General features: G+C 27.6%; 18 protein-coding genes and 1 pseudogene. 7 read left to right on the top strand and 12 right to left on the bottom strand.

Annotation, left to right across the window (positions count from 1 at the left end; all coding sequences use genetic code 11):
- Positions 1-55: 55 nt before the first annotated feature.
- The 5 genes and pseudogenes from T324_RS0107815 to T324_RS0107835 form a co-directional block, all read left to right on the top strand.
- Positions 56-2464: a BspA family leucine-rich repeat surface protein gene (locus T324_RS0107815; protein ID WP_028329729.1), complete on the top strand. Its 2409-nt coding sequence runs from the start codon at positions 56-58 to the stop codon at positions 2462-2464.
- Between the two features lie 104 nt (positions 2465-2568).
- Entirely contained in the window at positions 2569-3453 is an 885-nt protein-coding gene (locus T324_RS0107820; RefSeq protein WP_028329730.1) for an Rpn family recombination-promoting nuclease/putative transposase, read from the top strand.
- A gap of 162 nt (positions 3454-3615) precedes the next feature.
- Complete coding sequence (locus tag T324_RS0107825) at positions 3616-6210, top strand: BspA family leucine-rich repeat surface protein (RefSeq protein ID WP_028329731.1); 2595 nt, start codon at positions 3616-3618, stop codon at positions 6208-6210.
- A gap of 625 nt (positions 6211-6835) precedes the next feature.
- Positions 6836-9424, top strand: a complete 2589-nt coding sequence (locus T324_RS0107830; RefSeq protein WP_028329732.1) for a BspA family leucine-rich repeat surface protein — start codon at positions 6836-6838, stop codon at positions 9422-9424.
- Between the two features lie 439 nt (positions 9425-9863).
- Positions 9864-11024 (top strand): annotated as a pseudogene (locus T324_RS0107835) (BspA family leucine-rich repeat surface protein); the annotation flags it as partial.
- Positions 11025-11266: 242 nt separating this feature from the next.
- On the opposite strand, the gene T324_RS0107840 reads toward T324_RS0107835, so the two are convergent.
- Positions 11267-12520: a homoserine dehydrogenase gene (locus T324_RS0107840; RefSeq protein ID WP_028329734.1), complete on the bottom strand. Its 1254-nt coding sequence runs from the start codon at positions 12518-12520 to the stop codon at positions 11267-11269.
- 278 nt (positions 12521-12798) lie between these two features.
- Between T324_RS0107840 and T324_RS0107845 the strand changes: the two genes are divergently transcribed.
- Positions 12799-12966: a DUF362 domain-containing protein gene (locus T324_RS0107845; protein WP_028329735.1), complete on the top strand. Its 168-nt coding sequence runs from the start codon at positions 12799-12801 to the stop codon at positions 12964-12966.
- A gap of 76 nt (positions 12967-13042) precedes the next feature.
- Positions 13043-13825 carry a DNA repair protein RecO gene (gene recO, locus T324_RS0107850; RefSeq protein ID WP_028329736.1) on the top strand — a complete coding sequence of 261 codons (783 nt, stop codon included), beginning with the start codon at positions 13043-13045 and terminating at the stop codon, positions 13823-13825.
- Here recO and T324_RS0107855 read toward each other — a convergent pair.
- The 11 genes from T324_RS0107855 to fliR form a co-directional block, all read right to left on the bottom strand.
- Positions 13814-14479, bottom strand: a complete 666-nt coding sequence (locus tag T324_RS0107855; RefSeq protein WP_028329737.1) for an HAD hydrolase-like protein — start codon at positions 14477-14479, stop codon at positions 13814-13816. The two genes, recO and T324_RS0107855, sit on opposite strands and share 12 nt — an antisense overlap.
- A gap of 2 nt (positions 14480-14481) precedes the next feature.
- The gene (locus tag T324_RS0107860) at positions 14482-15447 is read right to left on the bottom strand and encodes a hypothetical protein (protein ID WP_028329738.1); all 966 of its coding nucleotides are present in this window, start codon (positions 15445-15447) and stop codon (positions 14482-14484) included.
- A 13-nt stretch (positions 15448-15460) separates the two neighbouring features.
- Positions 15461-17440, bottom strand: coding sequence for a FapA family protein (locus T324_RS0107865; RefSeq protein WP_028329739.1), 1980 nt, complete (start codon positions 17438-17440; stop codon positions 15461-15463).
- Between the two features lie 14 nt (positions 17441-17454).
- Complete coding sequence (gene whiG, locus T324_RS0107870; RefSeq protein ID WP_038375138.1) at positions 17455-18273, bottom strand: RNA polymerase sigma factor WhiG; 819 nt, start codon at positions 18271-18273, stop codon at positions 17455-17457.
- A 26-nt stretch (positions 18274-18299) separates the two neighbouring features.
- Positions 18300-18929: a hypothetical protein gene (locus T324_RS0107875; protein WP_028329741.1), complete on the bottom strand. Its 630-nt coding sequence runs from the start codon at positions 18927-18929 to the stop codon at positions 18300-18302.
- A 33-nt stretch (positions 18930-18962) separates the two neighbouring features.
- Entirely contained in the window at positions 18963-19826 is an 864-nt protein-coding gene (locus T324_RS0107880; RefSeq protein ID WP_028329742.1) for a MinD/ParA family protein, read from the bottom strand.
- Between the two features lie 43 nt (positions 19827-19869).
- On the bottom strand, positions 19870-21873 hold the full coding sequence (locus T324_RS0107885) for a flagellar biosynthesis regulator FlhF (RefSeq protein WP_028329743.1): 2004 nt from the start codon (positions 21871-21873) through the stop codon (positions 19870-19872).
- Positions 21874-21934: 61 nt separating this feature from the next.
- On the bottom strand, positions 21935-22108 hold the full coding sequence (locus tag T324_RS18120; RefSeq protein ID WP_169730108.1) for a hypothetical protein: 174 nt from the start codon (positions 22106-22108) through the stop codon (positions 21935-21937).
- A 56-nt stretch (positions 22109-22164) separates the two neighbouring features.
- Positions 22165-24276, bottom strand: a complete 2112-nt coding sequence (locus tag T324_RS0107895; protein WP_038375185.1) for a flagellar biosynthesis protein FlhA — start codon at positions 24274-24276, stop codon at positions 22165-22167.
- A 21-nt stretch (positions 24277-24297) separates the two neighbouring features.
- Positions 24298-25497 (bottom strand): flagellar biosynthesis protein FlhB, encoded by a 1200-nt coding sequence (gene flhB, locus T324_RS0107900; protein WP_028329745.1) that lies wholly within the window; start codon positions 25495-25497, stop codon positions 24298-24300.
- Positions 25494-26297 (bottom strand): flagellar biosynthetic protein FliR, encoded by an 804-nt coding sequence (fliR, locus tag T324_RS0107905; protein ID WP_028329746.1) that lies wholly within the window; start codon positions 26295-26297, stop codon positions 25494-25496. The genes flhB and fliR overlap by 4 nt, the downstream gene beginning before the upstream one ends.
- Positions 26298-26317: the final 20 nt, after the last annotated feature.

Genomic DNA, 26317 nt, shown 5'->3' on the forward strand with positions numbered 1-26317 from the left:
TTTGACGGAACGTAAAATTTTCAATGTATATCAGTATTAAAATCAGGAGGAATTAATGGAGAAACACAAGCCATCAACAAAAGAAGAATTAAAAAATTTAGTATTTACAGACGGTATAAAACTTAGCGATGTAGATACAAGCCTTATTACAGATATGAGCGAGCTTTTTCAGAAAAGCCAAAGAAAAGATTTTGAAGGCATAGAAGATTGGGATACTTCTAATGTTGAGAATATGTCATGGATGTTTAGAGAATGTTTTAGTTTTAATCAGCCTTTAGATAAATGGGATACTTCTAATGTTATAAATATGAAAGGTATGTTTAGTCTTGCTAAAGCTTTTAATCAGAATATAAATAATTGGAATGTTAGTAAAGTTGAAGATATGAGTTATATGTTTAATGCATGTGATTTATTTAATCAGCCTATTAATGATTGGGATGTATCCAATGTAAAAACTATGGAAGCAATGTTTCATTCTGCACTTTCTTTTAATCAGCCTTTGGATAAATGGAATACTTCAAAAGTTGAAAACATGCATGAAATGTTTTGCCGATGTAAACAATTTAATCAGCCTTTAAATAGTTGGAATGTATCTAATGTAAAAACTATGGAATCTATGTTTTATTCTGCCGATTCTTTTAATCAGCCTTTAGATAAATGGAATACAAAAAAATTAAGTAAAATGTACTCAATGTTTAAATATACTGACAGCTATGATTGTTATGACTCATTAGCAAATTGGGATTTAAATAAAGTATCAGATATTAGTGATTTCTGTGCTAACTATGAAAGATTCTATGAAAAATTACCTTTGAGATTTAGAGTATATATGCAGGCATTTTATGGTCCTCACAAAGTTTATGTACCTATCGAAAATAATGAAGAATATGATGATGATGATTTTATATCAGAAGAATATGATTTAGTATCAAGAGATTATATAACTATTACAAAAGAAAATGTCAAAGAAGTATATAATGCAATATCAAAAGACACAAATAAAAAAGTTATGGCATTAAAAAAGAAATTAGAAACAGAGTATAGCAAAGAGCTTTCATCTGTTACTGATGATTATAATTTCAAAACTATAGAAGAAGCAGAAAAGTATGTTGAAAATAATTACAATAAAAAAGATGATAAGAAAGTAAGCTTTATAAATGATAATTATAAGGTGTTGATAAAAGATAAATCTAGAGAAGTTGACACTAAAGTTTTAAAATATATATATTTAGAGTATTTGGTTCTTAAAAGAGATATTAAAATATTAACACAAGTTGATAATATAGTTAATTTACTTGATAAAGAATCATTCATAGAGTTTATTAAAAATATTTATAATGAAACTAATAAAGAAACAGCCGCTTTCATTTACGGTATATATGGAGGAGATAAGGCTATAAAAAATATATATAAAAAAGAAAAAGATACTAAACTTTCACTTTTAATAATCAAATTAAATATAGAAAGTAAATATGCACTTAGAATATTACATGAAATATATTCAAATACAAAAAAATCTGAAGTACGTTATGAAGCTTATAATTTGATTGATGAAGTTATTAAAAAAATGAATATTAGCTATGAAGAGTTTGAATTAAGATTTTCTCCTGATTTTAGCTTTAATTCTAAAGGCGAAAAAGTATTAAATGAAGATTATAAATTAATTTTGAATAGTGATTATTCTTTGAGTCTTTTTGATATAAAAAATAATAAGGAACTTAAAAAAGCTCCTCAAAATCTTTCGGAAGATTTAAAAGATGAAATAACAAAATTAAGAAAAGAAATTCCTTCATTTATGAAAAATACTGCTTCTCTTTTGGCTGTTTTACTAGCAAGCGGAGAGAAATACAGCTATGATATATTCAAAGATATTTTCATTAATAATGCTATTATGAATAGATTTGCTTCATCTTTGATATGGAATCTATATGATAAAGATGATAATTTTGTAACAACTTTCAGATATTCAGGTGACGGAAGTTATTCAAACTGTGAAGATGAAGAAGTAAAAATAGATGATAATACTTTTATAGGTTTGGCAAGCCCTGTAGAAATGGACGATGAAACTATCAATAAATGGAGAAAACAGCTTGAAGATTATGAAATAGCACAGCCTTTACAGCAATTAACTATTATAAAATTAGATAAAGATAATTTGAAAAGCGAAGTAGAAAAAATAGATAATTTAGAAATAGCTTATGGTACTTTCAAAGCTTTCGGTGATAGATACGAAATGTATAGTGAGTATGTAGGATATGATGTTGTAAAAAGTTATTCGTTAAAATCAAAGAACGGAGATACTTTTACTATAGATGCAGATGTTAATTCAAAAACTGATTTTCATGACAGAGTAAAAATAGATATTTATTTTACTAATGAAAATGGTGAGGAAGTAAGTAAAAGATTTATTTATACTTTATTGGTATTAATGATTTGGGATTTTAGATTGACAGATTTATTTTAATTAAATCAAATAATATTTTAATTAAGATGCTTTCTTAATAATATAGATAATAGTAAAAATAATTTAATTTTGACAATTTATATTTATTTTAGTATAATATATTTATGAGAAAAAAAATTAATACTAAGAAAATAAAATATTTTAATCCTTTGAATGACTATTTTATACGTTACCTTTTTACTGATAAAGGAAGCAGTGAAACTATACTTTTAGATTTTATCAATTCTATAATGCTCAATGCTAATATGAAAACTTTTCGTTCCGTTGAGATTTTAACACCTTTTAACTTGAAAAAAAACAGAAATTTAAAGGAAACTATTGTTGATGTAAAATGTATTACTCAAAATGGTTCAGTAGTCATAATAGAAATACAATTGCAAGGCAATTCAAGATTTCCAGAGCGTATATTATATTACTGGGCAGCTAATTATAGCAAGTTATTAAAACATGGTGAAAGATATGATGAACTAACTCCAGTTATAAGCATCAATCTATTAAATTTCAATTTAGATAAAACAAGAAATATACATTCTTGTTATATGCTTTATGAGATGAATAATAAAAAATTACTCACTGACCATTTGCAAATACATATAATAGAGTTAAAAAAATTCAAAAAAAATATATTAACTAAAGATTTAAATTGCTGGTTAAAAATATTTACAAGCAAAAATTTGGAGGTTTCTATGTCTGAAATAGTAAAAGAAAAACCTATAATGGAAGAAGTACAGAAAAAATATAATAATTTTGTAAAAAGTAAGTTAATGATGATGGAATATGAAAAGAAAGAGGCATATTTATATGGCAATCAAATAATGCTTGATGAGGAAAGAAGATTAGGCAAAGAAGAAGGTATAAAAGAAGGTATAAAAGAAGGTATAGAGCAAGAAAAATACTTATTAGCTAAAAATATGAAAAAGGAAAAGATAGATGTTAATGTTATAAGTAAAGTAACAGGGTTAACTAAGGAAGAAATAAATAAATTATAATAAAGATTTGCAGAATCTGACATTACTAAAAATCTATAAACTATTTGGAACAAATTTATTTTTAATAAAATATTTAATTTAATAAATTTGCATTCATTTTTAGTTTTCTAGAATTATTTTTGATATTTTTTATAATTGTAAACTTTATGCTAGGAGAAATTGATGAAAAAATATAAACCAACAACAAAAGAAGAATTAAAAAGATTAGTATTCACCAACAATGGTATAAAACTTGGTGATATTGATACAAGTCTTATTACAGATATGAGCGACCTTTTTAATAAAAGTGAAAGAAAAGATTTTGATGGCATAGAAGAGTGGGATACTTCTAATGTTGAGAATATGGCTTATATGTTTGCATATATGGACTACAATGTTTTGGGACAATATTCAATGACAGAGTTTAATTCTAATTTAAATAATTGGAATGTATCAAAAGTGAAAAACATGATTTATATGTTTGCTTGTTGTACATATTTTAATCAGCCTTTAAATAAATGGGACGTTTCAAATGTGGAAAATATGTCTGGCATGTTTTTGGGTGCTAAAAAGTTTAATCAGCCTTTAAATAATTGGAATGTATCTAAAGTGAAAGATATGAGCGATATGTTTCATAGCTGTGAAGCATTTAATAGACCTTTGGACAAATGGGATGTTTCTAATGTTAAAGATATGTCTAATATGTTTAATGTGGCTTTGAAATTTAATCAGAATATAAATAATTGGAATGTATCTAATGTTGAAGATTTATCAAAGACGTTTCGTTATTGTAAAGCTTTTGATCAGCCTCTTAATGATTGGGACGTATCTAATGTGAAAAATATGCAACATATATTTGCGGACTGTGAAAATTTTAATCAGCCTTTAGATAAATGGGATACTTCTAATGTTGAAAGTATGGAATTTGCATTTAGAGCATGCGGTAAATTTAATCAGCCTTTAAATAGCTGGAATATGTCTAAAGTAACAAATATAGAGCATATGTTTGCTTTTACAGAAGAATTTAATCAGCCTCTTGATAAATGGGATACAAGAAATGTCATTAGTGTAATGTTGTTGTTTTCCTATGCACGCAAGTTTGATCATTATGAATCTTTAGCAAATTGGAATTTAGACAGTTTACAAGCTATAAATATAATTTGTGATGATAAGGATATGGATAAATTACCTACAAGAATTCAAGTATATAGGCAGGCATTTTTTCCTAAGGCCGATATTATAAGTATAACAAAATTTAATGTTAAAGAAATATATGAGCTTATTGCAGATGATAAAAATAAAAAAGTTGTAAGATTGAAAAAAAGACTTGAAAGTGATTTCTCATCAGAGCTTTCATTTGTTACAAATAATTATAATTTCAAAACTATAGAAAAAGCAGAAAAGTATGCTGAAAGAAATTACAATGCTAAAAAATATGATAAGAAACTTGAATTTATACAGAATTGCCATGTATTAATAAAAGATAAATCAAGAGAAGTAAATATCAATCTTATAAAGTATATATATTCAGAATATTTGTCTTTAAAGAAAACTATTAAAAAATTAGAAAAAATTGATAATATGGTTAATTTACTTGATTTAAAATCATTTGTAAATTTTACTAAGGAAATTTATTTAAAAAATCAAGATGAAGTTATCACTGCTTTTGTTTATGCTATGTACGGAGGAGATGAAGCTTTAAAGAAAATAGAAGAATTAATTTATACTATTGAATCAAAAAATCTACTTACAATGATAAGCTTCAATATAGAAAGCAGATATGCTCAGAGTTTATTATATAAAATATATATAAATTCAACTAAAAGTGCAATTCGTAAAGAAGCAGAGGAAATGATTAATGAGTTACTTGAAAAAATTAATATAGGTTATACTGAATTTAGATTAAGATGTATGCCTAATTTGGAATTCAATTCTAAAGGTGAAAAAGAGTTGAATGAAGATTATAAATTAATTGTCAATAATGATTATACTTTAACTTTATTCGATATAAAAAATAATAAAGAATTAAAGAAAGTACCTCAAAGTATTGATAAAAAATTAAAAGATAAAATAAAAGAATTGGGTAAAGAAGCAGATAAGTTTATTAATCATAGTTCACATATTTTAGGTATTATGTTAATAGACGGTGATATATTGAGTTATGACTTGTTTAAAGAAGTTTTTATTGATAATTATTTGATGAATAAATTTGGTTCTGGTTTAATATGGAATTTGTATGATAAAGATAAAAACTTTATAACAACTTTCAGATATACAAGCGATGGAAAATATTTAAACTGTGATGATGAAGAAGTAAAAATTAATGCTGATAATTTTATGAGTTTGGCAACTCCTATAGAAATGGACGATGAAACTATAGATAAATGGGTAAAACAGATTGAAGATAATCAATTATCACAGCCTATAAATCAATTTACAGTTATAAAATTAAATAAAGATAATCTAAAAAAAGATATAAAGAAAATAAAAAATATAGATACAAGCTATGGAGCTTTTAAATTCTTTGCTCAAAAATATGATATGCATACCAATGATGTATTAGGAGATAATGACACTATAACATATACATTCACATCAAATGACGGAGATATTTTTACTATGTCTGCAAAAGTTGATGAGGAAGTAGAATATGATGATTTAATCAATATTAGTATTGATTTCAAAAAGGGTGAAAATAAAAAAGAGATAAGTAACAGATTTATTTATACTTTATTAGTATTTATAATTTTGGATTTTAGGTTGACGGATTTATTTTAAATAAACTGAAATAATTTTATACTTACATTTTCTTAAAGTGTATTCGAGTTTATTGAGGATATAGGTTATTTGATGAAGTTTTTAGAGTGTATGGTCAGAAAAATAACAACATGTAAAATATAACCTAAATTAGACTAAAAAATGCAGTCTTTCGCCGTAGGCGGACTTTGTCTGCTTCTTTTGGTCACAAAAAGAACTGGTGGTTCGGGGCTAGTCCCGAAAATAATTAAAAAAATTAGTATTTGATTTTGTCATATAATTTTTTTATTCAACTTTTTCCCGCCGCAAAAAGTTGCAAAAAATGCAAGTTTTTTAGCTTTATATGTATATAATATGTATTATATATAATAAAATCTAAATTTAGATTAAAAATGCAGTCCTTTTGCTTCGCCTGTGGCAACAAAAGAAGTGGTGGCTTACCCTACGGATACGCAAAGCCCCAGTTATTAAAACAAAATATAGTTGTTTAGGTATATACTTTTTTAGTATTTATAATTTAGGATTTTAGATTGACAGATTTATTTTGATTATATAAAATAATATAAGTTACTCAGTTGCCTACATTAAATCTAATGATTAAAATAAGCTATAGTAAATTAGCAGTGTAGATATTTGGGAGAAAATTATGAGAAAATATAAACCAGCAACAAAAAAAGAATTAAAAAAATTGGTATTTACTGACGGAATAAAACTTTATGATGTTGATACAAGTCTTATCACAGATATGAGCAAACTTTTTCATGAAAGTAAAAGAAAAGATTTTGAAGGTATAGAAGATTGGGACGTTTCTAATGTTACCAATATGGATATGATGTTTGCATATATGGACTATCATATGATGGGAAGATACTCAAGGACAGATTTTGATCCAGATTTAAGTAATTGGAATGTATCCAAAGTTAAAAGTATGAATAATATGTTTGCTTACTGTTCCAATTTTGATCAGCCTTTGGATAATTGGGACGTTTCAAATGTTGAAGATATGGCATTTATGTTTTATGGTGCGAAAGAATTTAATCAGCCTTTAAATAGTTGGAATGTATCAAAAGTTAAAGATATGAGAGGTATGTTTCAGCATTGTGAATTTTTTAATCAGCCTTTAGATAAATGGGATACTTCTAATGTTGAAGATATGTCTTGTATGTTTGCTTGGGCAAAAAGGTTTAATAAGTCTTTAAATACTTGGAATACATCTAAAGTTAAAGATTTATCAACTATGTTTCGTTATTGTCATGCTTTTAATCAGCCTCTCAATGATTGGGACGTATCTAATGTTACAAATATGGAAGATTTATTTAGAGAATGTGAAAAATTTAATCAGCCTTTAGATAAATGGGACACTTCTAATGTTGTAAATATGGAAAATACATTTTTCTCATGCGGTAAATTTAATCAGCCTTTAAATAATTGGAATGTATCTAATGTGGAAAATATGGACTGTATGTTTTATTTGGCTGAAAAATTTAATCAGCCTCTTGATAAATGGAATACAGAAAAACTAAACACTGCAGCAGGATTATTTAGATTTGCCTACGGATTTGATAATTACGAATCTTTAGAACATTGGAATTTAGATAATTTGCAGGAAGTTGGCACTTTTTGTGATGATGAGGAGAAATTGCATACAAGGCTTAAAGTATATATGCAGGCATTTTATCCTAAAGAAGATTATATAACTATAACAAAATTTAATGTTAAAGAAATATACGAGCTTATTGCAAAAGATAAAAATAGAAGAATTGTAAGATTAAGAAAAAAACTTGAAAGTGATTTTTCATCAGAACTTTCATTCGTTACAAAAGATTATAATTTTAAAACTATAGAAAAAGCAGAAAAGTATGCTCAAAAAAAATACAATGCTGAAAAAGAAGATGAAAAACTTACATTTATAAAAGACTGCCATGTTTTAATAAAAGATAAATCAAGAGAAGTAGATATTACGGTTATAAAATATATATATTCAGAGTATTTATCTTTGAAAAGAGACATTAAAAGATTAGGAAAAATTGATAATATAGTTAATTTGCTTGATTTTGAATCATTTTTAAAGTTTATTAGAGAAATTTATTTAGAAAATCAAAACATGGAAATTGCTAATTTTGTTTATGCTATTTATGGAGGAGAAGAAGCTTTAAAAGAAATATCTGAATTAATATTATTAGGTATTGATTCACAACTTTTCCTTATAATAATAAAACTCAATATAGAAAGCAGATATGCACAGTATTTATTATATAAAATATATTTAGAGACAACTATATATGAAATTCAGCAGGAAGCAGGAAGAATGATTAATGAAATACTTGAAAAAACGAAAATTGGTTATACTGAATTTAGATTAAGATGCACGCCTAATTATGGATTTAATTCTAAAGGTGAAAAAATATTAAATGATGATTATAAACTCATTGTTAATGAAGATTATTCTTTGAGTTTATTTGATATAAAAAGTAACAAAGAATTAAAAAAGATTCCTCAAAACTTTGATGAAAATTTAAAAGAAGAAATAAAAGAATTAAGAAAAGAAGTACAAAAGTTTATTAATCATAATGCTCATCTTTTAGGTATAACATTAATAGACGGAGATATTTATAGTTATGATTTGTTCAAAGAAGTTTTTATTGATAATTATTTAATGAATAAATTTGCTTCTTCTTTAGTCTGGAATTTATATGATAAAGATAAAAACTTTATAACAACTTTTAGATATTCAAGTGATGGAAGATATTTAAATTGTGAAGATAAAAAAGTAAAAATTAATGCTGATAATTTTATCTCTTTGGCAACCCCTGCTGAAATGGACGATGAGATTATAGATAAATGGATAAAACAGCTTGAAGATCATAAGTTAGTACAGCCTATAAATCAATTAACAGTTACAAAATTAGATAAAAATAATTTGGAAAAAGAAATAAATAAATTAAATAATATAGAAGCAAGTTACGGAGCTTTTAAGTTTTTTGCTGAAAAATATGATATGGATACTGATGATGTATTAGTAGATAACGGTACTGTAACATATACATTTCCAGCAAATGATGGAGATATTTTTACTATCTCTGCAAAAGTTTATGCTGATATAGAGTATGATGAGCCTGTAAACATTACTATTGATTTTAAAAAAGCTGAAAATAAAGAAGAAATAAGTAAAAGATTTGTTTATACTTTTTTAGTATTTATGATTTTTGATTTTAGATTGACTGATTTATTTTAATTATATATAAATAATAGAGTAGATATCATTTTTTGTTATCTACTCTATTAAAAAATAATAAATTTTAGAAATTGTATTTAATGTGGTATATGATGAAAATTTTTAAGTTTGTCAAAATTTAGATTTTTAATTTTATTCTTTGTGGTGGCTTTGCCCCCACACCCCCAGTTCTTTTGCCGATTAGGCACCTACTCGGTGTTGACACAGGCGAAGCCCGCCTGCGGCGAGAACCAAAAAGACTGTATTTTTTAGGTATATCTTATATTTAATATGAATGTTTTTAATATAAAGTTATAGCAATTGCGTTTTTTGCCACTTTGACGAAGTCGCAGAGCGTGTGCGGCAAAAAAGTAGATAAAATTTATATAAAGTGAATCAGTTGACAAAGTTAAAAATTTTTAGTATATATAATCTACATAATTGAAATTAGGATAAAATTATGAAAAAATACAAACCAGCAACTAAAGAAGAATTGAAAGAATTAGTATTTACTGATGGTATAAAGCTTGATTGTGTTGATACAAGTCTTATAACTGATATGAGTTATCTTTTTCATGAAAGTAAAAGAAAAGATTTTGAAGGCATAGAAGATTGGGATGTTTCTAATGTTGAGGATATGTCTTATATGTTTGCATATATGGATTTTAATTTTATTTTAGATTTATCAAGAATAGATTTTAATCCTAATTTAAATAATTGGAATGTATCTAAAGTTAAAAAGATGAATAATATGTTTGCATATTGTTCTCATTTTAATAAGCCTTTGGATAAGTGGGACACTTCTAATGTTGAAGATATGTCATTTATGTTTTTGCAGGCAAAAGTTTTTAATCAATCTTTAAATGATTGGAATGTATCTAAAGTAAAAGATATGAGAGGTATGTTTAAGTTAGCAGAAAGTTTTAATCAGCCTTTGGATAAATGGGATACTTCTAATGTTGAAGATATGTCCTTTATGTTTAATCTGGTAAAAAACTTTAATCAGCCTTTAAATAATTGGAATATTAATAAAGTTGAAGATTTATCAAATATGTTTAGTTATTGTACATTTTTTAATCAGCCTCTTAATGACTGGGACGTATCTAATGTAAAAAATATGGAATCTTTGTTTAATAGTTGTGAGAATTTTAATCAGCCTTTAGATAAATGGGAGACTTCTAATGTTGAAAATATGTCATTTATGTTTGATGATTGCAAAAAATTTAATCAGTCTTTAAATAGCTGGAATGTATCTAATGTAAACTATATGAACTGTATGTTTCTTTCAGCAGAAAGTTTTAATCAGCCGCTTGATAAATGGAATACAAAAAAAGTAACTAACATAGAGTTTATGTTTAGATATGCAGAAAAGTTTGATCATTATGAATCTTTAGAAAATTGGAATTTAGATAAATTAAAAGATATAACTTTAATTTGTGATGATGAAAATAAATTGCATACAAGACTTAAAATATATATGCAAGTTTTTTATCCTAAAGAAGATTATATAACTATAACAAAAGATAATGTCAAAGAAATATATGATCTTATTGCAAAAGATAAAAATAGAAGAGTTGTAAGATTAAGGAAAAAACTTGAAGAAGAATTTTCATCAGAGCTTTAATTCGTTACAAATGATTATATTATGTTAATAGAGGTGGGTCGTTAGATGGAAGTCATTCAAACGCAGATGATGTATAATATGATAATTTAGTAAATATTAATTTTGATTTCAAAAAAGGTAAAAATAAAGAGAAAATCAGCAAAGGATTCGTTTATAATTTTTGATTGTCTTAGAAAATTATAATAAAAAGCATTTGCACATAAAATATGATGCTTATATGCAAATGCTTATTAATATATTTATTTAATTTTAGCTATAAATATATTGTCTATTTTTTCAACTTTTTCTATAGACTCTAAAATAGCATTAATGTTTGAATCCTTTAATATAAACATAAAGTTTCCGTTTCTTTCAATACTCTTCTCAATATTAATATCATAAAAAGCCTCATTAAAAGTAAGCAGATCATTTTTTTCTGATTTAAACCTTACATAGAAAGTTTCATTCTTTTCTTTAAAATCTTTTACTTTAACATTTTTATTTTCATTAACAAATCCAAGTATAGGTACTCTAAGTTCATCTGTAATAAGAGTATTTCTAGCCAAAGTAACAGCATCTGAAACTATAGCACTGCTTGTAGGTCTTCCACCTGCTCCTGAACCATAAAATACAGTATCACCTGATCTGTCTCCAACAACTGTTATAGCATTGAAAGCATAATCAACTTTTGAAAGCATATTATTTGAATTAAGCATTGTAGGTATAACATATATATATGCATTATCATTCTCATCCAAAACAGCCTCAGCTATTAACTTAATAGTAAGCTCAAGCTCTGAAGCAAATACAATATCATCCAATATAATATTTCTTATACCTCTAATAAATATTTTATCAAAACTTATAACATTACAAAAAGCTATAGAAGAAAGTATGCAAAGTTTATGTGCAGTGTCTATTCCGTCAATATCAAATGTAGGGTCAGCCTCAGCATAACCTTTATCCTGAGCATCTTTAAGCACAACATTAAAATCTAAATTATTTTTAGTCATATTAGTTAAAATATAATTACAAGTACCATTTAATATACCATAAACACCTTCCATTCTATCAGAAACTAAACTTTCTTTCATAGCCTTTATTATAGGTATAGCACCTGCCACAGAAGCCTCAAAAGCTATATCGGATTTTCTATTCTTTATAAGCTCGCCAAAACAATTAGCAAGCAGAGCCTTATTTGCTGTAACTACAGGCTTTTTTGTTTTCATAAGTAATTCTTTAGCAGTATCCATTCCTCCTAAAACTTCTATTACTATATCTATATCATCATCATTTAATATATCATTTAAATCTTTAGTTTTTACTTTTACAGTTTCCAAAAATTTATCATCTTTCACTTTATCAATATTTCTGCTAAAAATGGTTTTAACGGTTAATTTTATTCCTGTTCTGCTTTCCATAATAGAATTATTTTCTATAATAGTTTTTAATGTGTCCTTACCAACATGACCATAACCTGCTATTGCGACTTTAAATTCTTTTTTCTTATCCATTTTTAACTCCTTAAAAAATATAAAATTAACCTAAAAATTATTACAAAAGTTAGTAATATTCCAGTATATTTTAACATTTATCAAAAAAATTTACAAGATAATAGTTTTTTATAACATATATAGAAATCACTTTATTTTAACAAATAAAACATATTATAGTACAAATTAATCATTAATATATACTTATACATAACAAATAAATATAAATAATAGATATTGATTTCATTATTTATTTATGTTATAATTATAATACAGTTTATTTTTTATGGAGGTCAATTATGCCACGTGTTATAAATGATGATTGTGTAGCTTGCGGATCATGTCTTCCTGAGTGCGCATTCGATGCTATTAGTGAAGGAGATATCTACAAAATCGATCCAGACAAATGCACTGATTGCGGTGCTTGTGAAGCTGTTTGTCCAAGCAACGCTATACATCAAGCTTAATTGCTACTGATGGCATAGCAGGGGCAGGTTATACAATATAGCCTGCCCTATTAATTTTTTATTATAAGGAATAATATTGATAAAAAATAATAAAGCATTTTTACTTTCATATAATCAATATAAAACCTCTTCAATAATAGCATCATTTCTAACAGATAATTCAATACTTCAGGCTATATGTTATAAAGCTAAAAAAGATTCAAAAGCATTCGGTTCAGATTTAGAAAGTATATCCAAGCTAAGCATAAGTATTTATGAAAAAAAACAGCCTCAATTATCAATATTAAAAGAATCATCAATTATAAAAAATTATTCAATATTAGAAAAATCCATATATTCATCTCTAGCTGTATTCTATATAAGAGAAATTATGCTTTATTGCGGCAAAGATTTTGACAGCAGATATTTTATTTTAATGGAAAAGATTTTAGATGCATTAGAAAATTTAGAAGAAACATTTAATAGCGATGAAGGAAGAAAAAAAAAATATATTGATATTTTAATTACAGCATTTGAAATGAAAATTCTTTATATAGCAGGAATATCTCCTCATTTAGATAAATGTGTTTTATGTGAAAGTGATAATGCTTTATTTTATTCTATAAGTGAAGGAGGACTAATATGCAATAAATGCAAAAACATAATAAGAGACTCTATAAATATAACAGAAAATGATAGAAATTTTATGAGAATTATAAAGCATACTGCATTAATAGAGCTATTTCATAATAATGAGATAGAAAATATATATGACAATTCAAAAGATAATGTTAAAGATATAATGAATAAATCATTGTTTAATCATATAAATAGAAATATAAAAAGTAAAAAAGTATTGGAAGAAATTTTATTTAGTTAATATGCTCAAAATTTCTTCAGAATTATTAACTATATAAACAGCATTTTCAAACTCTTCTTCACTTCCGAATCCATATCTTACAGCTATAGAATCTATACCAACATTTTTGGCAGCATCAATATCATCAATTCTATCCCCTATCATAATTGTTTTACTCTTATCAAAATCTTCTTTTTCAATGGCTTCTTTTAATACATCCAATTTATTTTTTATTTGTCCGCCTATAACAGGAGCATAAAAACCGCTAAAAAATTTTATAATATCAAAATGATCTATTATTTTTAATGCTAATTCTTTAGGCTTAGCAGTTGCTAAAAATATTTTATAATCATTTTCAAAAAGTGTTTTAATTAAATCATATATTCCATCATAAAGAGTGCAGTTGAATAATCCTCCATTATCATTATAATCTTCTCTATAAAATTTAATAAACTCAATAGATAATTTTTCATCATTATAGCAATATTTTATAAAACTATCGCTAAGAGAAGGTCCTATAAATTTTCTAAGTGTATCATTACTTGGAATATTAATATTTAATTTATATAATTCATTAAGTTTTTTAATAGAATATACAACAGCATTGGTTATGGATAAAGCCGAATTTGTAATTGTGCCATCAAGATCGAAAAGTATATTATTATATTTACTCATAATTATTTGTTAACAAATATGTACCCAGAAGCAGGAATTATTTTGAAATCTTCTTTCGTTTTTTCTTTCACAGCTTTAAATAATAAATTAATACCTAAACTATCGCTTGACATGTGACCAGCACATACTACATTAATATAATATTTTCTGCATTCATCAAGAAGTTTATCAGATATATTCATTACAATTATAGTTCCTACACCCGCTTTAGATAGAGCTTCTATCATAGTAAAATCAAAAGAAGCACCTCCTGTCATATCTACAATAATTTTACCAACTTTAGAATTATTAGATCCATTGAATATTTTAGGAGGATTATAACGCATAGCAGATATTTTATATTCTTCTATTGTATATAAAATATCAATTATATCAGATAATTTATTTGGTTTTTCTATTTTCATTTTTTCAGTTAAAAAACTTTCAACAAAATTATCAGCAACAGTATGCATGCACATATAATTTAATTTAAGAAGTTTCGCAGCATCAACATCCCTAAAATGATTTGCACCGAAAACTGAACGGCTTACTTCATTAAGTCTTTTATTACTTAAAGCCTCAGATACATTTATAGGCACATCATGTAAAGCATTCTTATCCGACTGCATAGATATAACATCATAAAAATTAACAAAACCATAACCGTTAGGATGATGACTAATAACCAAATCTATATTAGTGTTTTTTTCATTAAGCCTATCAGCAAGTAAAAGCTCCGGCGTCTGCATGTCTATACCGCATAAAATATTATTGATATTTTTATCTTCTGCAATATTTAATACTCTAGTATCAGAATATGGATTAAAAAGCTTATCTTTATCAAAGTATTCCTTTTTCTTATCATCTAATCTGTCATATTCTTTTTTTACACTTTCTAATTCTTTTTCTACTAAATTTCTTCCTCTAGGATCAGCATCAATACCGCATTCAATTACCGAAATATAAAATTCTTTTATACTTAAAGACATATAAACCTCTTAATTATTCCTCTCCATCAACTTTTTTATCATTTTTAGGTTCGCCTCTATATTTTTCTGTTTGAATCATTCCGCCTTCTTCAAAGAAAGTAATAGATTTATAGCTTTGTCTTATAGAAAACTCAGCACTTCCTATAGTTAATTGTACTCCAGGAAGCATCTCTTTACCCGCACTTACAGTAGATTCAACTTTTTCAACTTCCATTTCCTGAACCAAAGCCTCTCTATTTAATACAACTTCTTCTCTTCTGCTTATAGCCTGTTCTAACTGCTCTTTGTAACTTTGTAATTGTTCTTTTTTCTCATCGTCCAATTTCTTGAGTTTAGCAGCTTGTTCTATAGACTTAATATTTCTTTCCGTTTCTTCAATAGAAATATCAAGTTCTTCTTTTTCTTTATCTAAATCATCAACAGCACGTCTTTTAGCAGGACTAATACCTGTTTCAATTAAAGTTTTAGCACCGGCTTGGGAACCTAATACCTTACCATTAACCTCAACTAAAGCTCTAAGTCTTCCGCCGCTTGCAGAAGCTCTCTTACCTATAAGTATTATTCTATTATCAGAATCAATATTAGAATTAAGTATCGCCTCAGTAACAACAACATTATTTCCAGCTTGAACATTAGAGAATTGTATAAATTTGGCAATAACATCTCCTCCAGCTTTTACGAAACTATTTTCATTACCTTGTATACCAAGTTTAACCATAATGTCACCCTTAGCTTCCAAGTCACATTTTCCAACTGTTCCATGAACATCTATATTTCCTTCTGCTTTAACAGAATAATTATCACTTACACTTCCTTTAACAACAACACTTCCTATAAAATTGATGTTTCCTGTTTCAGGTCCAACATCTCCAGATACTTCAAATATAGGTTCAACACTAAGAAGTTTTCCTTTTAGAACAACCTGACCGTTTATAGAAGAAATTATAAACTCTTTATCATCTGATAATTCAACATTATCACCTAAAACTTCTTTAATATCTATATCTTTACCAGGTTTTGTCTCTATTTTTAGACCAAGTACTGTTCTTCCTGTTTCTCCGTCTGTTGCAGGTAATTTTCTAGCTAATTTTTGTCCCTGCTCAACATTTTCAACTATACTTAAATCTTTATAGTCAATACTTTGATCCTCAGCTATATATTTAGGTATAACTTTCTTATTTACATTAACTAAATATTCTATCTTAGCATTCTGACCATTAACAGGAGGACGTCCTTCAGCAGCAAGTATTGGTACATTAAAAGTTCCTTCTTCTAAACATCTTGCAACATTTTCTTCTTGGAATCCAAAAGTAATACTGCTGTTTTCCAACAATTCTTTTACATCCTGCAAATCCATTTCCCTTCCGCCTCTGGTAGGTTTTGTAACTGTAACATAAGCACGCATTTTATCATCACTGATAGTATAACTTATCTTAGCATTGTTGGCAGACTTTGATACATCCCATTCAGCAATTTTTTCATATACCCCAGTTTGTTCATGAAGCATTTTTTTGGCAAGATGTGAGTCATATTCTTTTATACCAGCATCTATCAATTTTCTTTCCAAGTCCATCATATCCTCAACTCTTTTGCCTTCAGCAACCGGAGGTACAACTTTTAAGAATACTCCATCTCTCTTAACTCTTACAACTATTTCTGTATCTTTATTAAATACCATTTTCTCCTGAGTATTCTCTCCAACATCTCCTGTTGTATAATCAACTCCTGAACCAAAAGCAATATTGGATCTTTCATATATAATATGAGTATATCTTACAAGGAAAGGTTTAGCCCCTATATTAAAAAATCCTTTGCTTCCCTCTTCAAGTACTTTATAGCTTAATTCATATATAGGGCATTGAAATATAGCAGCTGCTTCCTGCATACCTCTCTCTAAAGAACTAACATATAAATCAACAGAACGTGTATTTTTATTATTATAAACTTTCTTATAAAAATCACTTTCCAATATTTTTCTTTTTAATTCATTCATAAAAATCACCTATATTATAATAATTGTTTTTTTATCTCTGAAAGAGAGCATCTTAATTCCTGTATAGCTTTAGTATGCAGTTGTGATATTCTACTCTCTGAAACCTCTAAAACTCTGCCTATTTCTTTTAATGTAAGATCATCATAATAATATAATATCAAAACCTGCTTTTCTTTTTCAGGCAGTCTCTTTAATGCAGCAACTATCTTATTTTTAACATCTTCTCTTTCTGCTAAATATTCAGGATTAGTTTTATCATTAGATTTCAAAGTATCTATAACAGATATTTCATCGGAATCATCTCCTACATACCAAACATCGCTTAAAGAAGTAGGAGAAGCCTCTATATATCTTTTCATAGTTTCATTATATTTACTCATAGTAATGCCTAACATATCTGCTATCTCCTGCGGTTTTATATTTCTGCTAAGTCTAGCTTCAAGTATTTCTCTTGCTTTTTCTATTTCTTTTACATCTTTACGTATAGATCTAGGGAGATAATCTAATTTTCTAAGCTCATCATATATAGCTCCCCTAATCCTAGTAACAGCATAAGTTTTAAATTTAATATCCCTATTGGGATTATATTTATCAATAGCATCCATCAAACCAAAAGTACCAAATCCTACTAAATCTTCAAATTCAATATGTTTATGAGAGCCCATCTTTACAGATACCTTGCTAGCAACATACTTTACCAATGGAGAATACTTAATGATCAATGCTTCCCGTATAAAAGGTGACTGAGTTTTTTTAAACTCCACCCAGTGTTCCTGCTCATTTTCATTAGTAATATTTGGTATTTTATCTTTGTCTTTCTTATTCATTTTCATAATAATTCACTCTATTATCAATTAATTTACTTATTCTCTTTCTCATCTTTCGCTATCATAGTTCTAACAGCTTTAGCTACTTTTTCAGGATCCTCATGAACTTCTTTAATTATTTCACTATCTTTTACCTTTTTATCTGGGAACATACTGCTGCTTGAAGAACTATAACTTGTTGGTGAAGTATTTGTGTTTGAACTTCCAAAAACAATACTTCCTATATCATCAGTGGAATTATGATAATCCACTTTCTGATTTTTATCAATATTAGGAACAGTATTTGATATAGGGTCAGTATTAATGTTTATATCACTGTTACTTGAAGCATCATTTGGCAAAATAGTATCATTAGGATTTTCATATCCTGCCATAGTATTATCATCTATAGCACCATAATCTATATCTGAATTTGATGAAGGAGCTGCTGATTCATTTATAACATCTCCTAAATACTTTTTTAATACCATTCCAATTAAAAATAATATTCCTGATGTTATAATAGCAGAAATAATAGCTTTCACAATAGAAATATCCACTCTATTTTTATAAAGAATAGAAAGTATAAGTGTTATTATAAATGATAAACCTATTATTATTCCAGCCAATTTACCAAAATTAGTAGAAAAATACTGTTTAACCTTTTCAACTATATTATTCATGATTACCTCTAATATTTTATAACAATTGCATTATTATTTTTTACTAACAAATGATAATAAAGATTCAACAAAACCGCCAAAACCTTTTATATCTCTGCCGTCATCATACTCCATATCTATTATCTTTTTAGCAATATTATATATAGATATAGATGCATGACATTTATTATCATATTGATAAAAAGGAAGCTGCTGCGAAACAGCATAAGGTATAGTTTTATCCTCTAAAATATGTCCTAAATATTTAATATCCATATCTAAATATTTTTTGCTAGTCATTATAATTTTATCACCAACTTCCTTACCTTCAGAAGCCTTAGTAACTCTATTAACTAATATTTTTATATCAGCATTGGCATTTTCAGGAGCTATTGATTTTATAACTCCATAGGCATCCAATATAGCTGTAAGCTCAGGAGTTGTAACAACAATACTTTCATCTGATGAAAGTAAAAAGTACAAAACTGTATCCGATATTCCAGCTCCTGTATCCACTATAACTATATCAGCATCATTCAAAGAATCCATACTATTAACTAATTTGCTTAAAGCTCTTCCAGAAAGATTGGCTAAAGAAGAAAATCCCGAAGCACCAGCAATATATCTTATTCCATAATTAGTTTCAAGTATAACTTCATGCAGTTTTTTTACACCTTTTATCACATGATATAAATTATATTCAGGCATATTTCCAAGTATTACATTAACATTACCTAGTCCAAGATCTGCATCTATTAAAAGCACATTTTGTCCCAATTGCTGCAATGCTATTGATAAATTAATTGCAATATTTGTTTTACCAACACCGCCTTTGCCGCTGGCTATACTAATGATACGCTGAGGACGTTTATCTTTAACACCCATCATCTTTCTTAATTCATCTGCTTGATCTTTCATAACATACCCTTAATGTTGTTTATCATTTTTTAATAAAATCATTTTATATTTTTCCAAATAATCCTTCAATTAACTTATATCCATATTTCTTAGCAGTAGATATATCTTTAGGAACACCCTGACCATGTGTAATATAAGTAATAGGCAATTTCTTTTTAATTATAGCACATATCGATGAAGCCAAATAATCTGTTTCATCAACTTTTGTTAATATAACACCTTTATAATTTGTAGGTTTAAATGCATTCAATATTTTTACCGCATCTTTATATTTAGCTGTAGAACTCATAACAAGCTGAATATCCATGTCAAATCTTCCTACTGTAGTAAAATATTTTGACATAGCAACTATATCCTCAGCACCTTTAGGAGAACGTCCCATAGTGTCTATAAATAATAAAGATGAATTGTCCATTTTTCTAATTTCAGCCCTTAATGCTTCAGGAGTACTTGCACTTGTAAATGGAACTTTCATTATGCTGGCATACCTTTGAAGCTGATCAACAGCAGCTATTCTGTAATTATCTATAGTTACAAATGAAACTTTTTTACCAGATTTCATATGCTGAGCTGCTATTTTAGGTATTGTTGTAGTTTTTCCAACTCCTGTAGGTCCTACAAATACTATAATTTTCTTTTTTACTCCTATGTCTATACCATTTGATAATATCAATCTCTCAGAAAAATATTTTTCAACCTCTTCTAAAATTACATCTTTTGATTGAAAAAATCTGGCATTGCTTGAAGTTAATAAATATTCTCTTAAGTCTAATAAAATCTCTTCAGGGAATTCTCTATTTCTTAAATAGTTAAAACTCTCTTCCATTCCATCAGCAACATTAACTTCAGAATCATTTTCCATATTATTTTCAAAATAATTTCTTATTCTATTGCTGCTTTTTTTATCTCTAGGTTCTCTAGTTAAATTATTTTCTTCTCTAAACTCTTTTATCTCATCTATAGAATCTTGTATATCATTTTCTTCATCGTTGAATGCATTGTCATTATATTCTGTTTTCTGATGATATGCATTATCATTAAATCTATCATTTATATTATTGGAGTTATAATTTTTGTTTAAATTTATATTTGGTATACTATTTTCCAAATATTCTTTTACCATATCTTTTATTTGTTCTTGAACTAATCTCTTAACATTTTCATCTATAGAACTATTAAGCTGAGAATTATTATATGTATTATTCACAGCATTATTAATATTACTATGAACATTAGTATTCATACTGTTCATAAAACTATTGCTAGAAAAATTACTGTAATTATTGATTGGAGAAAAGCTATTATTAGTATTATTGGAAGTATAAGCAGAATCAGCCGACATTCCATTTCCCATATTTGCAAATATAGAATTTGAAAATGCAGAATTAGAATATTGAGAATTATTAAAGTTAGGCAAAGGAGTAAAATTATCATTACTTCTTTCAATACTGCTTCTTTCTATATTATTGTTATTTCTATCTAAATTATTAGCACTATTAATATTAAAACTTGTATTATTATTTTCTGTATATGCAGAAGTATTGCTAATATCTGTATTATCATTTTTATTAGAAAACTCATCAGCAAAACCTAATTCCTCTGCATTTTCTTCTTTGTTATTAAAAGCAGGTGTATCCAATGCAGGAGAAGTATTTGTATTTACCTTGTTTGCATTTCTCTTTTTTAAATCCTCTTTTAATCTTCTGCTTATTGAAGCTATTCTATCAGCCATTTCACTTGCATCAATAGCTTCTGTACCATGCTTTTTCATCTCTATTCTATCACTTAAAAGTTTGCTTCTATGCATACCATCATCTTCTTCGTCATAAGAAGATCTATTTTCATCAGAATTGTTATTTTTTCTATCATATATAGAGTTGTTAAGCATTATTCTAAGTTCATGCTCTGTTTTCATTCCTAAACCCAAAAAACCGCCCACTTTAATATCTCTGCTTGTCAATATAACAAAATTACCGCCATACTCTACCCTAGCTTTAGCAAAAGCATCAGTTTTATCCTTCCCTCTAATAGTGCGTATGTCTACCATTTTTTTACTCCTGTAATCATCTTATAAAATTTTATATCTTAATAATTTATCTTAATAATATTTAATACTGTTCCAATACGCCGATAGATACTTCAAACTCTTTTTTAATCATGCCGAAAATATTTTTTCTTTTGCTTTCTCTCACGCTAATGATAAAATAACTTTCACCATATTTATCTCTAGCCTGTTTTTCAATTTCTTCTCTGTTTTTTCCAAATATTTTAATAGTTTTCATAGTTATAACTCCAAATATTAATATTTATATCTTAATTACTCTTTAAAAGAGATATTTTATTTTATACTTGCAATTCCCTCTACTTTATACCCTTGTGCTATTTCAGTAGTAGCTATAACCTTATACTTTCCAACATTCTTAGATATAAATTGGAATAAAGGTCTTCTGATTATAGGAGAAGTTAAAAATACTATATCATCAACTCCATTATCATTAACAAGTTTAACTGCATCTTTTATATTTTTAATCAAGTTCTGCATACTTTCAAAACTCATAGCAATCATTTGAGAACCCTGTATATTTCCAGTATTTGCCAAATTTTGTGCTATATTATTTTGAAGCTGCTGACTCAATGTAATAACTCTTATATTTTTATTTTGGTCTGCAACCATCTGCGATATCTGAGGAGCTAACCTGCTTCTTACAAGTTCTGTAGCCTGTTCACTACCCATCATAGATATAGCATCAGCAACACCTTCTAATATTGCAACGCTGTTCTTAATAGGAACTTCCTCTTGAAGAAGATTCTGCAATACTTTCTGTATGTATCCAAGAGGACTTTCATTATGAGGCTTAGCAGCAAGTACTTCAGATACAAGAGCTTTGTGATCATCTTTAATACGATCAAGCATATTCTGAACTTCTTCACGGCCGATAAGAAGATTAGCATTTCTCTTAATTGTTTCACTAAAATGAGTTGCTATAACTGCTGTTGGGTCAAATAACATAAATCCTTTCTTAGCAGCCATATCCCTCTCATCAACATGTATCCAATAAGCAGGAAGTCCGAATGAAGGATCTTTAACCTTTTCACAATCTGGAGATGGTTCTTCCTGTAAATTAGAGTTCAAAGCTAAAAGCATCTTAGGTCTTACGAAACCTTTAGCCACTTCTGTACCGTTAATACTGATAGTATATTCATCTTGATCTATTACTGTGTTATCAAGAATTCTTACTGGAGGAACAGCCAAACCAATCTCTAATGCCAATTCTCTTCTAACCTGAGTTATTCTATGTATTAAATCGCCGCCTTGATCCTCTAATGCCAAAGGTACCAATGATGTAGCTATAGAAAGTTCTATCTTCTCAACTTTCAAATACTGACTTACATCTAAAGGACCTCTCTGTGTCTGTTCAGCATCTGCAGTTTTAGTACCATCTTCATTAAGACCAAGCTCCTGCTGTTCTTTTCTTAAAGCATAACCTGCTAGGAATAATGCCAATGCTATAACAAATAATGCTATTTTTGGGAATCCAGGTAAAAGCATTAAGAAGAATGCAAAACCTGCACCTATAAATAAGTTTTTAGGCTTAGCAAAAACCTGTACAGCAATCTGAGTAGACAAATTATCCTCACTGCTGCTTCTAGTTACAAGCAAACCAGTAGCAAAACTCATAAAGAATGAAGGTATCTGACTTACCAAACCATCACCAACAGTAAAACGAGTATAAGCATCAGCAGCCTGAGCAAAAGGCTCACCTCTCATAGTCATACCAATAACAAGTCCGCCTACTATATTTATAACTGTGATTATGATACCGGCTATAACGTCACCTTGTACAAACTTTGAAGCACCGTCCATAGTACCATAAAAATCACTTTCGCTTCTTATCTTTTTTCTTTTATCTTCAGCTTCTTTATCTGTAATAGCTCCCGCCTGCAATTCGCTTTCAACTGCCATCATCTTTGAAGGCATACTATCCAATGCGAATCTTGCTGCAACTTCTGATACCCTTGTTGCACCTTTTGTGATAACAACAAACTGTACTATTATAAGTATTATAAATATTACAACACCTACAACTATATTATTACCAACTACAAACTCAGCAAATGATGTAATAACTTTACCATTAAAATTAGCACCTTGTGTTAGAATTGCTCTAGTTGTAGATACGTTTAATGCTAATCTGAATGCCGTCATAACAAGCAGAACAGAAGGGAATACACTAAACTCACTGGCACTTTTCAAACTTAATACCATAAGAAGTATTAAAAGAGATATTACGATATTTACTATAAGCAAAAAGTCCAAAATCATTGAAGGTAATGGTATAATGAGCATCATTATTACCATAACCGCACCAACTGCAAACATTATATCGCTATGTCTGCTTATATTAGCAGGCAGTTTTATCGAATCCAAAATTGATTTAGCACCATTCATTGTTGCCACTGTTTATTCCTCCTATATAGCCCTTGCCATTTTTTCATTACGCATTCTATATACCTCTCCAAGTATTTTTGAAACAACATGAAATAATTTTTCAGGTATATACTGCCCTATTTCAACATTATAAAATAGCTCGCGGGCTAAAGGTTTATTCTCTACTATTTGAACATCATTATTCTTAGCTATTTCTTTTATCTTTAAAGCTATATTATCAGCTCCCTTAGCTGTTACTATAGGAGCATAATCACCATTTTCATATTTCAAAGCAACTGCAAAGTGAGTCGGGTTTGTAATAACTACATCCGCCTCAGGAACAGATTTTAACATTGTTCTGCTTACTATTTTTCTAGCCATATCCTGCAATTGGCTTTTTACCAAAGGATCTCCTTCCATCTCTTTGAACTCTTCTTTCATCTCATGCTTTGTCATTTTCAAACTATTAATATACTGTCTTCTTTGAAAGAAATAATCGAAGGCAGAAACTATTATCATAAATATAATAACCTTAGCTAGCATTTCTAAGACTATAAAGAAAAATACATGCATTGCCTGTGCCAATTCCATATTGGTCATATTAAATAATTCAGTACTTTTACCATATATAGTGGTAAAAGTTAATAATGATATTACAATCATTTTGAAAAGTATTTTTGCTAAGTTCATTAAATTCTGAGGTGAAATAAATACTCTTTCTTTAAAGTTTGACCAGCTTGGAGCTATTCTTTTAAAATTAGGCTTTAATTTTTTAGTTGTAAATAAGAATTTAGTTTGTGCTAAATTAACCCCTACACCAACTATTAAAGCAACTGCTAAAACTATTCCTGCTGTTTTAGCAATCAATTCAAATATTTCAAGCATCATATCAGGCATAGCATTCATATTCATAGTAGTATCAGCTGCAGAAATCTTATTCAATATTTTAATAAAAAATTGAGAAACTGTATGAGTTAAATATGTTGTAAGCAATGCTATAACTGCTATTGTTACCGCTAATACTAATGTTTGATTTATTTCAACTGAGTTTACAACACGACCCTCTTCTTCTCTTGCCTTTCTTTTCTTTCTCTCTGTAGGAAGTTCTGTTCTTCCTTCATCTTCAGGAGATGCAAATAATGTTAATATGTAACCCTTACCTGTTATATGTAAATATTTTCTGTAAACTCTTGCTTTTAATATAATTAATATTTCTAATATTGAAGATATTATATTTTTCATATAGTACCTCCGGATAAGAAAGTAATTACATTATTTACATCAGATATAGTGTATTCCAATATTTTCATAAAATTAGATACTAAAACCGGTATTAATATATAATAAGTTATTATTCCAACAGCTATCTGCATAGGAAAACCAAGCATCAAAATATTCATTTGAGGTGCAGCCTTTGCCAATAATCCCAAACTTAATGATAATAAAAACAATGTAAGCATTATAGGCAAAGCAAGTGAAAGTGCTATAGAAAATAAAGAACTCATATAATATATCATTTTATCTATAACTCCATTAAACGATGACATAAAAACAGCTTTAGAAGCATCGCTTAATACCGGAACAGATTTGAAACTATAAAACAAAGTTCTTACAACCCAACTAGGTCCGTCTATAGCTATAAATATTAATATTACTATTAAAGACTGAAGCTGTCCCAATACAGGAACAGTTACTTGGGATATAGGATCAACAGTTTCTGATATACCAAATCCCATTTGTATTTCAAAAAAATTCGCCATAACTTGATAAGCAGCAAATATTATTGACATTAAGAATCCAATCAATATACCAATAAGAGCCTCATTTACAAGAGTTAAGAAATACTCAACAAATGTAGGAGCAGCCTGAACTGTGATGTCAGCAACCAATGGAAATATAGTAGCTGTAGCTATAAATGCCAATCCCATCTTTATACTATTAGGTATAACATTAGAAGAGAATAATGGAGCTACCATAAGAATAGCTATGAATCTTACCATGATGAGCAGGTAAATCTGAAAGAAATTAACAAAATTATCCATTATCCTTAACCTAATATGTT

This window comes from Brachyspira alvinipulli ATCC 51933, from assembly GCF_000518245.1.
GTDB classification, from domain to species: domain Bacteria; phylum Spirochaetota; class Brachyspiria; order Brachyspirales; family Brachyspiraceae; genus Brachyspira; species Brachyspira alvinipulli.